An 11,731-nucleotide genomic window follows, 5' to 3' on the forward strand; every position below is an offset into this window, starting at 1 on the left:
CGATCATTTGTCCGCTACCGGGCTTGCACTGGAAGTCGCGGCATCCGAGAGGCCGGCGTCGTTCACAATCGCGGCGTATGCGGGCTTGAGATTGCTGTTGGCGTCGAAGATCAGGGGGTGCTGTCCGAAACGCCAGGTGCGGCGATCATTGAGACCCCAGAAGGTGACGCGTTCGATCACGTCCTCGTGTTTGCGGAAGATTGCAAAGAGTTTCGCATACGCCTCGGCCTGCGCGGCTAGATCTTCGGCTGATGCAGGTTCGCCGCTCCCCACGCGTCTTCGCCCGAATCCACCACCGAATTGACCTCCCGAGGCCCCACGAATCGTGACATCCAGCTCCGTGATACTTACCTTTAGACCCAACGAAGCATAATCCGAAATCGCCTTATCAATGTCGTCGTACGGTACGCGTCCGGTAGTCCAATGACCTTGAATTCCAACCGCCTGAATCGGTGCTCCATCTTCAAGCAAACGTTTCAGCAGCACCATCGAACTGGCATGCTTCGGACCCGATTCGATGTTGTAGTCGTTGTAATATAAAAGTGCGTCGGGGTCAGCCTCATGCGCAAACTTAAACGCCAGCGTTAGATACTCTGGCCCAAGCGTCTTCATCCATTGGGAACTTCGCAAATTTTCGGTTTGCCCGGTTTCCGAGTTTCCACCGTCGTTGATCGCCTCATTGACGACATCCCAACTGCGGATTTTACCTTTGTAACGACCGACGAGCGTGTTGATATGCTCCTTCAGCCGCTGTGTCACGACGTCCCGATCGCCATCGCGAAAGAACCAGTCACTTGTCTGCGCGTGCCACACGAGCGTATGTCCATGAACGCTCATATAGTTGTCCTTTGCCCACGCAACAAGAGCATCGGGGAGCTCGAATCGCCAAGTGTTTTCGGCTGGATGAACTCGTTCTGGCTTCATGCAGTTCTCGGGCGTGACGGCATTGAAATGCTCAGTTGCGATCTTGAGTTCGTCGTTCGAGTAGCGAGCGGGAAAATCACCTGCGGTCCCAATTCGAAACGAATCCTTGAATGCATCTTTGATAATCGTGTCAATATGCACGTTGGAAACGCGCTCCATCGACTGCGGCGTCCTCGGTTCGGGCTTGGGAAGATCCCGAGTCGCGGCGGTTGCCTGACTGATGTCGCCAACTTTGCGAACGAACAAAAGAGGTGCGAATTCTCGCAGACTCCGACGCCAGCTTTGCCATTCGTGAGCCGTATCAGGAGATAGGTAATAGTGACTATTGATTCCCTCGTCCTTGAGCGCCTTGGTGGTTGCCTCGGGGTCACCACCTCGTCGCGGCCGGTTTCCGCCGCCGACCTCTTTGCTGCCGTAACTGACGAATACAAGTTTGACTTTATCCTTGAAGCCTTCTGTGTTCTTTACGTCATCCGTTGAAATCGTCGCTCCACTGAATAGACCGATATGCGAAAACGTGTCGAGGTTTCGGAGTGTGATTGCTTTCGTTTCCATACTGCCCATCGAAAGACCGGCCATGGCGCGGTTGGGTTGATCGGTCAGAGTCCGGAAGTTGGTATCGACATAAGGAATAAGTTCTTTGACAAGAACGGTTTCAAAGTCACTGATATCGAAACCCCCCATGCCGCCAGGTCGAACATCGTTGGTCATACCATAAGTCATCACAATGATGAACGGTTTGACGTCCCCCTCGGCAATGAGATTGTCCATGATCAGTCCAGCATGCCCTTGGACGCTCCAGCCGTACTCGTTTTCTCCCCAACCATGCTGCAGATAGAGAACGGGGTAACGCTTGTCTTGGTCGTTGTCATATTCCGGCGGCGTGTATACGAACGCACGGCGATCTTGCTCGGTGCTCTCCGAGTAGAACAAGACCTCGCGAATTTGCCCGTGTTCAACTTTCTTAACGGCATAAAAATCTTCGTCGTTGGCAGGCACCTCGACTCCGCTTCCCCAGCGCATGGCACCAAAAAAGTACTTGCTGTTGGGATCTGGAATCTCGGCGCCGTCGATGTTGATTGTGTAGTAGTGAAAACCTTCATCCAACTTGCGCGTGTAGCCTGTCCAAACTCCTTTGTCATCCTTGACAAATTCGCTGCTATCGCGAAAACTGCAGGAAACGCTCTTGGCGTCGGGTGCTACGACGCGAAATCGAATGCGACCTTCGGAGTTAACTTGCGGAAAATCTTTGCCATCCTGGTTAGTGGTGGCAGGTTTCCAGTCGTCTACTGGAATAGCATCCTGCGCCAAACCCAGCGAGCTGAAGAGCAAGGCACTGCCTATGAGTGCTGATAAGCGTAACAACATTGTTTTTCCTTGGTCGTTGAAAAAGTGGTGAGCAGGTAGTGGATCTCGTTAACGATCCCAATGCATGAGTGGCTGTCCAGCTAATCGGCTCGTTTCGCGGTGAACTCTTCCGTAGCGAAGTCACCCACTTTTCGCGTGAGCTTCATCTCGTTGCCACTCAAATCACCTGAATAGCGAATCGTCAAATCGTTGCCTTGGTAATTCATAAGCTCGTCGAAGGACACTTTTTCATCGTCGACTTTCACGTTGGAAAGCGTACTGTTGTGGGTCGCACCGTTGAGCGTCATCACAGCCGATCCGCCCACTTTGCCATCCTCGGAATGGATGACAAATACGTATGCCTGATCTCCGATTTGCGTATTGACGGTGCCAGTCCACTTACCCACAACTGGATTTTTTTGCTTCGCATTGCCTGCTGGTTTGTCTTGGAACACGCTCTGTGCGAACCAGTACAAACTGCTGCTCCAATGCTGCGGATCATGACCATGTCCGTCGACGTGCCAAACGTGCTCGATACCGTTCTTCTTTAGAAACTGATGCACGTTTTGGCTGATGGCGATCAAACCATCTTTATTTCCACAGGAAATCCACAGTAACTTCAGTTTCGCCTTTGCGTCGTCGACGTTTGGAATCAGCTCTCCAGCGGGCTTCGTATTGGGAGCGGCCGAGAACGGACCGATCCATGCGAAGGTATCGAGATTGCCCAGCCCAAAATTGAATGACTGTCCACCGCCCATCGACAGCCCAGCGATCGCACGCTTTTCGGGCCTGGCGTCGACCGAGTACTTCGATTCAATCGCTGGAATGACGTCGTCGAGCAAGTCTCGTTCAAAAGCGGCGAAAGCCGGCGCACTCGCCATCACGTTACCCTCAGCCCGGTCGTTCTTCTGTGCGCGGCCGTTGGGCATGACAACGATCATGGGGACGGCTTTGCCTACCGCGATAAGATTGTCGAGGATCAGATTCGGCGATGAAAACCGTTGCCACTCCGTCTCGTCGCCGCCGATACCGTGTAGCAGATAGAGCACTGGGTATTTTTTGTCGGACGAGTAACCGGGCGGAGTATAGACCTGCATCTTGCGAGTCGTACCAACAGTCTTCGAGTCATACTCGATCGTCTCAAGTTTGCCGTGCGGAACGTCAATCTTCGATTTAAAACCTTCCGGTGGTGCGGCAAAAACAGCAACATCGTCGGGACCCAACTGGATCGGGCCACCGAATCCGCCGCCACCTCGACGACGAGGCGGTGCCTGCGCCGCCGCTGCAGGAGCCTTCTCTTGCATCGCAACCGTGTCCTCAGCCTTGTCACCATCCGCCGATTCAACGGTGACGGCAAACACAAGAGGGGTTGATCGATTATCGCCCTTTACAAAGTCAATGCCTTTGAGAGGCTTGCTCCCATCGATTGCGATCTTCAGATACCGAATCTGTTTGCCATTGGCATCGATCGCAAACTTGGATTCAGGAACATCTGTTTTCTCTTGATAGTTCGCCGTATGCTTGTCATTGATCAACTCGTGATCCACTGACGTACCGTCCTCGTACTGACATCTCACAATCAGACTTGACGTTTCGTCACGATTCATTGGAAATCCGAATGCTGTAACACCACCGAGCATGTGGATCGCAGCTACGTTTCCGGAGCAAGGAACGGACACGGAGCTTGGCAACGTGCTTGGGACTCGACCGCCCGAGTTCTGCAAGGCGACAATATTCGCGACTCGCCCGTCTTCGGGGTTCTGCAATTCGAACGGAATCCCTTCGACTTCGATGTTGCCGTATGAGTTCAACTCAAATTTGTCCCCACGGTTGCCACGAAAGCCGGGCAATCCCTTCGGACCGCTGATAGTCGCGGCGGCCGACAATGACAAAGGAGTGTAACGTCCACGATTGGCCAAGAAGGTCAGCAGGTCGGACATCTCTTGCTTTGTGATCTGAGATTCAAAGCCTTCTGGCATGAGCGACTTGGCTGCCGCATTCATTTGCTCGATGTCTTCACGCAGGACTTGCTGTTCTTTGCCTTGCGTGTCGATCAGTCGCAATGAATTCGCGGACTCGCCAGCCAACATTCCTGTTAGCACGGCACCATCAAGTGTGAGAATCTGATAGGTACGGAAGTTATTCTCCACACTTCGATTCGGATCAAGAACATTGACCAAAATCTCTTCTTTCGGATGAACCGCCATTCCGGTCAAGTTCGGGCCGATCGAAACTCCCAAATCGCCGTGTTTGTGGCAAAGTGCGCAATGTTTCGTATACATCGCCATCCCGTTTTGAAGATTGCCCTCCGTGTCCGCGACAGCGAGCCACTCATCGACCAGTGCCTGGCGATTGGAGGCCACGGTAGCACCCTTCATCTCCATCAAATCTCTCGCACGATTCGCAATCGAGCGAGTCGGATGATTCAGGAGAGCTTGTCGTTGATCAAGTTGGAGTTCAGTGAACGGGATCTTTCCATCGGCAATCGCTTGCATCAATTCTGTGGTTGTATCAGCCCGAGCAAGCAGCAACGTCAAGATGTCGCCGGCCATTTTCGGACCGAGCTTGCCACGAATTGCAATCAGCTCCTCCGCGAGGCCCGGAACGCGAGCGGACCCCAGTGACTCAATTACCATGGCGCCGGTCGCAGGTGCTAGCTGCGGATTGAGCATCGAATTGATCGCATCCAAAATGCGGCTACTATTCGGTGCAAGCTTGATCGCTTGATCCCAGGCCGTCAGACGCTCATCCGTTTTTGCATCGCTATCGAGTGCCGTTGCGAAGAGTTGATCCTGGATCGACGAAACTGCGTCATCGAGATTCTTGATCGACCACTTGTCAGCAACGGCCAAGAGTGCCGCTTTGCTTTCAACACTGGTGTCTGCACTAAGAAAGCGATCACGGAACTTTGCTTGATCTGCATCTGACAACGTGATCGTTAAATCCTTCGGCCAGCCTTTCGCTAGGCCTTCCCAAAGCGAAATCGTTAGCGGGGAAGCTGGATCGACATCCAATAGCGAACTGATCTTTTCTGCGGTGGGTTCCGAGCGTGCAATGTGTTCCGCCAAAACCGCAACTCGTGCTGCCAAATTTCGAGCATTCGAGTTGGAATTTGCATTGATCAATGCAACCAGAGTCTCGACAGGTGTTGTCGAAGCCGCTGATGTCCAGGCATCCATCAGAGTGTTATCGGAGGCGATCGAATTTGCACCGATTACGATCGCGGCCAGTGATTCACCGGAGACAGGATCTTTTTCATCAGCGATCCGCAACAATGCGGAAAGTTGCACGCGGGGATCGGTATCTTTCAACACGCCGCTCTCAACAGCGAGTTTGACTTGGTCAGCCGCACAATTGGCCACTGCGGCGCTTCGGACGGGGCTCGAGGGATGCGTGAACCCTTTTTCGCAGGCAGCTACCAAAGGCGAACTTGCATCTTCGCTTCCACCATCGGCTAACCCAGATAGCGTCCAAATCGCATGCATGGCAGCGGCGTTGAGTCCGATATCGTCGGTAGTTTGATTGTCCACCAAAGCAACTAAATCCTCGAGCGTCTTCTTGTCCGTCGCGTTTCGCTCAACGAGCAAACGCTGCGCGGTTCGCCGCCAAAAGAAATTGTCGCTCTTAAGGGCCTCGACCAAATCCGCGTCGGAAGCGTCGGCCAACTGCATCGAATGCGTGGGTGCAGAATCTTCTCGATACAGCATCCTGTAAATTCGGCCGAAGCGTTTGTCGCGCAAATCACTTTCATAGGCAGCCCCCTTACCGGTGCGGAAACCATTGGGCGTTGGGTTATGCTGGATGATGTAATTGTACCAGTCCAGTACCCAAACGTTTCCGTCAGGACCGACTTCCGACATAATCGGCGCGGCCCAATCATCGATACTGGCAACGACGTTAAACATATTGTTGCTACGGTACCCGGCACCGTCTTTCTCGAGGACAAAGCCGCCGACGATGTGACCCGTTGGCTCGCACACCATCTGCACCTTGTTCCACCACTGGGACGGGTAATTCCGCGCCGTGTAGATCGTTCCACCCGCAGCCGCGGTGTAGCCACCATGATAGTCGACTTGGCGAATTTTCTTGTCGAGTGCGCTGAACTTATCCGTCGGTGAAATCTTTTGGAGCGTGCTAGGCGACCAGCCTGCAACTTGATCGAAATAGCGATTGGGGATCGGCATGTGAACACTTGGGCAACCGTTGGCAGTTGATCCGAACACGTAGCCTTCTTCGCTGAACCCAAGTCCCCAAGTGTTGTTATTCGTTGCCCGCATGAACTCCAGCGCGTCGACTCGGACCGTATCGTCATCGAAATCGCTCGATGCCTGCTCGGCAGGTAGACCCGATTGCTTATCGAGTGCAAATGCCGGCGCCGTCTTGTCCGACGCACCATCGCGAACTTTGAATCGCCAGAAACCTTGACGGAATCGCATTTGTGGTTCGCCATTGATGATCGGCTCGGAGTTGTTGTACCCTTGCATGCCCCAAATCCAGTTGTCGGGACCATACTGGAAATTACTAACGCCACCGTGCGTGTCACCCATCGACCAACCTGTGATTAGCTCTTGCCGAAAATCGGCAACGTCGTCGTCGTCAACATCCTTGAGATAAATCGTTTTTGCGCCGTTCTGTACGATCACGCCACCGCGATAGCAAACCAGCGTTGACGGAATACTGAGGTGTTGGGCAAAGACAGTGAACTTGTCGGCTTGGCCATCATTGTCAGTGTCTTCGCATATTCGGACGCGGTCGCGTCCTTGGCCGGGTGACGACTGTAATTCATTAGGATAGTCCACAGTTTCGCAGACCCACAAACGACCACGCTCATCCCAAGTCATGGCAATCGGCTTGCCGGTCAGGCCCGCGAACTTCTCAGCGGCTCGTGAATCGTCGGGCCAATTTTTCTCAGACTCTTCGGCCCATAGCGACAGATGAAAGTCATCAGGAACGGAATACGCCTTGATGGATTCTTCCGCAGGAACCGGATCTTGCATCAGCGTCAGCGGAGCTTCTTGCGTGCCCCAGCTCGCCCCTGGCGTATAGTTGGGAATCTTCGCACCAACGTCCGTGAACGAAAAATTGTCGTCGCCCGTCGAAGGCGGAGTCATCTCCGGCTTCGTGAATGTACGGTTGGCTTGTGCGACTGCGTTGACATTCGACTGGGCTGCGTCATCGGCGCCGGCGACTGCCGTGGTGAGCGTCTGTCCGCATGCCCAAAGCACACCCCGCGCCAACAAATTTTGGAAGTCTACGTTCGACCATGTGCGGTGATCGTGCCCCCACGCAGTATAGAACACTCGCCCTTTCCCGCTGTTTCGAATCCACGTGTAGGGCTCGCCATTCTCGTCGCTGACCGGACCCGATTCGCTACTTCGCGTCTCGAGCACTGTCTTGTCTGGGTTGAGGCGACCGTGGCGATAGCTCTCGTCCATCGACTTGATAGGTTTCAGGCCCGCCATGATCTCGTGGTCTGGAGCGACAATCTTCGTCTCAAAGCTCGTGAACCCGTGGCTCTTGAATTGGCCGCCAACGAGATCGATGTATTTGGGCGAGTTTAAAAAACAGAACGAAGCACAGTGGATGGGTATCAGGCCGCCGCCCTGCTCGACAAAATTCAGAAGCGCCGCTTCAGCTTCGGGCGTGATTCGCTCGACATTCGCGAAAATCATCAGTCCGTCATACTTCGCCAGATTGTCAGCGTTGATGTCGCTTAGATCCTCGGTGTACTGGAGCTCAATGGACTGTTCGCCGAGCGGCTCGGCCACATGACGATAGAACTCCGAAGGCTTGTGGAACCCGGAATCGCCGAGCATCAGCACGGTGAGCTTCGAACGGTCAGCAACGGCTGAAGACGATGTCACCAGGCCCGCGAAGAGAATCCCGGCGACGAGAACGTGTTGAAAGAAAGAGGTCATCGTCCATTTATCCAGTGTGACTACAGTCTCGCGACCACACTCGTATCTCTTGGTCGACCAGAAGGTCGTCGACCAACGAGTGGAGTGAAGCACGGGACGTTTGCGGGGGTGGCTTTTTGAGCGGAAAGATTCGGCCTGCTGGCCAGGACCGATTCAGCGATCAGCCCAGTCTAGTATCAGTAAGAACCATCTCTCCAGGAGGAATTGCGCAAACTTGCGTAGAAATTTTACATGGCACTCAACGAGTCGGCGATTGACAACAAGTGCGTATACGCATTAACTCATTAGGCCAACAAAAGTTTCGCTATAAAACAGATTTCGATGAACTGAATTGCTTCGCGACAGCATGGCAAGCTAAAATGACCAACTCAGGCAGCGTCCAACGATTTCACGGATGCATCGGTTCCCACCCTTAGGCGCAGTCAATGGAGGGCAGAAACCTCATCCGTTCAAATCACGTACAATGGCGCGATTTCGATCAGGGAACGTGAGCTATCCATAGCGGGTAGCTCTGTCCGAAGACCGGACGACCTTGCCCGCGAAAAAACTTGGCTGGAGTTCGGCAAAACCACCGTGCTCTGATCTCGAGCAGGCATCGATTACTCTGCGGACCTACTGGAGAAATTTAACGTGGGAAAATGAGCGATGGATTGATGGTCCTCATGAGTGCGAAACACTGGGTGCGACAAGTCAAAAACAGCGATCGTAAAACAGCTTGTCTCTTTACGCGGGATCCGCAAGAGCATCAATTCCCCAGCGTTTGCTACGACAACTGAGGACAACTCGAATTGGCGAAATAGTAATGGAAACTGAACCAGAACTCCCCTTGGCGTTGCGTGCTGCGTACCTTGCTTTACACCGCAAAACCGATGCAAGATTTACGAAGCTCGATGTTACGGCTGATCAGTTTGTGCTGCTGACAGCTCTGTCGGATGGACAAGTATTGACTCAACGTGAATTGGCGGGTCGTATTTCCTCTGACCCCAGCACTGTTCGTGCGATGCTCGTTCTGCTCGAGAGAAAGGGGTTCGTCAAGCGTGACGTCCACCCCACGGATTTACGGGCTAAAGCCGTCTCCCTGACGACAGTTGGCAAGCGGATGCAAAAGAAGCTTTGGAAAGCTGGTCAACCCATTCGCGATGAGATGTACCGGTGCATGTCGCCGGACGAGGCGGATGTTCTGGTAACGCTGCTTTGCAAAATGGCATGTGTTTTGAGCGATGTGAGTGTACCCGTACAGGCTCCATCCAAACGGTAGATCGAGCAAAAGAAAAATGATTCGCAGATCGGTCGCACTGCTCATCGAAACCTCCAACGGCTACAGTCGTGGACTGCTGGAGGGCGTGATCGCTTACACTCAAGAACATGGCAATTGGTCGGTATATCTTACTGAACAAGAACGCGGTGCCCCCCCGCCCAGCTGGCTTCAAGGTTGGGGTGGGGACGGCGTCATTGCACGGATTGAGACGGATGCAATTGGCCGGCAACTCAAGCGATGTGGTGTTCCAGTTGTCGACTTGAGTGCGGCACGGCAACTCAAAGGAGTTCCCTGGGCGGACACGGACGATAGAGCGATTTCTCAGCTCGCAGTAGATCATTTCACGCAGCGCGGGTTTCGGAACCTTGCCTATTGCGGTGATGCTGGATTTCAGTGGTCCTCCAAGCGATGCCTCCATTTCCGAGGTTTTGCTCAATCTGCAGGCTGTCTGTTTTACGAGCATCAGTCGGTCGCACGTTACGAAAAAACTTACAATGCTGTGACAGAAATGGGACGGATTATCGATTGGATTGCAATCCTTCCACGACCCGTTGCGATTATGGGCTGTTATGACTTTAAAGCGCACGAAGTGCTTGACGCGTGCCGTCAATTGAACATTGACGTTCCAACTGAAGTAGCCGTGCTGGGCGTCGACAATGATCGCTTGATCTGCGAATTGTCAGAGCCCAAACTTTCAAGCATCATTCCGGATACGAAGCGAACGGGATACGAAGCTGCGAATTTGCTAGACCGCATGATGTCGGGCGAGGTTGTCGCATCAGACACACCGTTGATCACGCAGCCTTTAGGAATACACGTTCGCGAGTCGACTGATACCGTAGCGATCGCGGACGAAGAAATCGCCAAGGCACTCCAGTACATCCGGCGCCATAGTTCGGCCAACCTCAGAGTGAACGATATTCTTCAACACATTGACCTTTCGCGTCGAGCTTTCGAGCATCGGTTTAGTAAATGGGTTGGACATACCCCGCACGAAGAAATTCAGCGGGTTCGGATGAACCGTGTGAAAGCATTGCTTCGAGACACGGAATTGACTTTGAACCAGATTGCCGAGCGGATGGGATTTGAGCACTCAGAGTATTTAGGTGCTGCCTTCAAGCGAGAAGTCGGAATCGCACCTAGCGAGTATCGAAAAATGCAAAACGTCTCAAGCTAGGTTTTCCACCACGCACCACAGGCTGGAAGCCCATGCCACTTTAAAACCCGCGTTGGAGGCCGGGGGTGATGTCGAGATCGAGGGTGGCGAAGTCGTCGCGGTCGATTTGTTTCCAGGCGATGGCGCCCATTACGGCATTATCGGTGCAGAGTTCGGGCGGGGCGATCACGACTTCGAAGTCGTCCTGCTCCGCAGCAGTGGCGAGGTCACGGCGCAACCGCTGGTTCGCCGCGACACCGCCGCCGACGAGTAACCGACGGACACCGCAGCGGTTGATCGCTTTGCGGGTTTTCGCAACCAACACGTCGACGACAGCAGCCTCGAAAGAAGCGCACACGTCGGCTTTGGTTTGGTCGCTCAATTCCAGTGTCGCGAAATCTTGTCGGCCCGGGCCGACGATGGCGTACCTGACGGCTGTTTTCAGACCGCTGAAACTGAAGTCGTCCGAACCATCGTGCTGTTTCGAGCGGGGGAAGGCGAAGGCCCGATCGTTGCCCCGGGCGGCCCAGCGGGCGACTTCGACGCCGCCGGGAAAGCCGAGTGACAGCATCGCGGCGACTTTATCGAATGCTTCCCCAGCGGCATCGTCGATCGTCCCACCGAGATATTCCAGATCGACAGGGTCGTGACAGAGGTACAACGTTGTGTGCCCACCGCTGACAATCAGACCTACCGCCGGATACACGTTGGCGTCGGATTGGCTGAGCTGGCACGCGTACAGATGGGCGTGCAGATGGTTGATCGCCACAAGCGGTTTCTGCCATGCTAGGGCCAGCGACTTGGCCGCGACGACACCGACGAGCAGCGAGCCCGCCAGCCCCGGACGATCGGCGACGGCGATCGCATGCAGGTCGCGGCCGCGGATCCCAGCTTGGGTGAGGGCGGTATCGATCACCGGTAGGATGCGTTCGAGATGGGCCCGGGCGGCGATTTCAGGCACGACTCCGCCAAATCGCTCGTGCAGTTTTTCTTGCGTGGCGATGCACTCGCCGAGCACGCGGCCACCCCGGCTGACCACGGCGGCCGCTGTCTCGTCGCAGGTTGACTCAATCGCCAACAGAACATCGTCGCCGCTATCGGCCAATCTGGTACCTCTTTGAAATGTCA

At 54.2% G+C, this 11,731-nt stretch carries 5 protein-coding genes; 2 read left to right on the forward strand and 3 right to left on the reverse strand.

From position 1 onward, the window contains the following. Positions 1-3: 3 nt before the first annotated feature. Together Poly21_RS27070 and Poly21_RS05150 are read right to left on the reverse strand one after the other, a co-directional pair. The gene (locus Poly21_RS27070) at positions 4-2,292 is read right to left on the reverse strand and encodes an endo-1,4-beta-xylanase (RefSeq protein WP_302117623.1); all 2,289 of its coding nucleotides are present in this window, start codon (positions 2,290-2,292) and stop codon (positions 4-6) included. Between the two features lie 80 nt (positions 2,293-2,372). After that, on the reverse strand, positions 2,373-8,189 hold the full coding sequence (locus Poly21_RS05150) for a PVC-type heme-binding CxxCH protein (RefSeq protein WP_302117624.1): 5,817 nt from the start codon (positions 8,187-8,189) through the stop codon (positions 2,373-2,375). Between the two features lie 802 nt (positions 8,190-8,991). Between Poly21_RS05150 and Poly21_RS05155 the strand changes: the two genes are divergently transcribed. Together Poly21_RS05155 and Poly21_RS05160 are read left to right on the forward strand one after the other, a co-directional pair. Next, the gene (locus Poly21_RS05155; RefSeq protein ID WP_146405867.1) at positions 8,992-9,447 is read left to right on the forward strand and encodes a MarR family winged helix-turn-helix transcriptional regulator; all 456 of its coding nucleotides are present in this window, start codon (positions 8,992-8,994) and stop codon (positions 9,445-9,447) included. A gap of 16 nt (positions 9,448-9,463) precedes the next feature. Continuing rightward, positions 9,464-10,624, forward strand: a complete 1,161-nt coding sequence (locus Poly21_RS05160; protein ID WP_146405868.1) for a XylR family transcriptional regulator — start codon at positions 9,464-9,466, stop codon at positions 10,622-10,624. A 40-nt stretch (positions 10,625-10,664) separates the two neighbouring features. Here the strand turns inward: Poly21_RS05160 and tsaD are convergent, their stop codons facing one another. Next, a complete protein-coding gene (gene tsaD / locus Poly21_RS05165; RefSeq protein WP_146405869.1) occupies positions 10,665-11,708 on the reverse strand; it encodes a tRNA (adenosine(37)-N6)-threonylcarbamoyltransferase complex transferase subunit TsaD in 1,044 nt (347 codons plus the stop codon). Between the last annotated feature and the right edge of the window lie 23 nt (positions 11,709-11,731).

Origin of the sequence: Allorhodopirellula heiligendammensis, from assembly GCF_007860105.1 — a bacterium.
GTDB classification, from domain to species: Bacteria; Planctomycetota; Planctomycetia; order Pirellulales; family Pirellulaceae; genus Rhodopirellula; species Rhodopirellula heiligendammensis.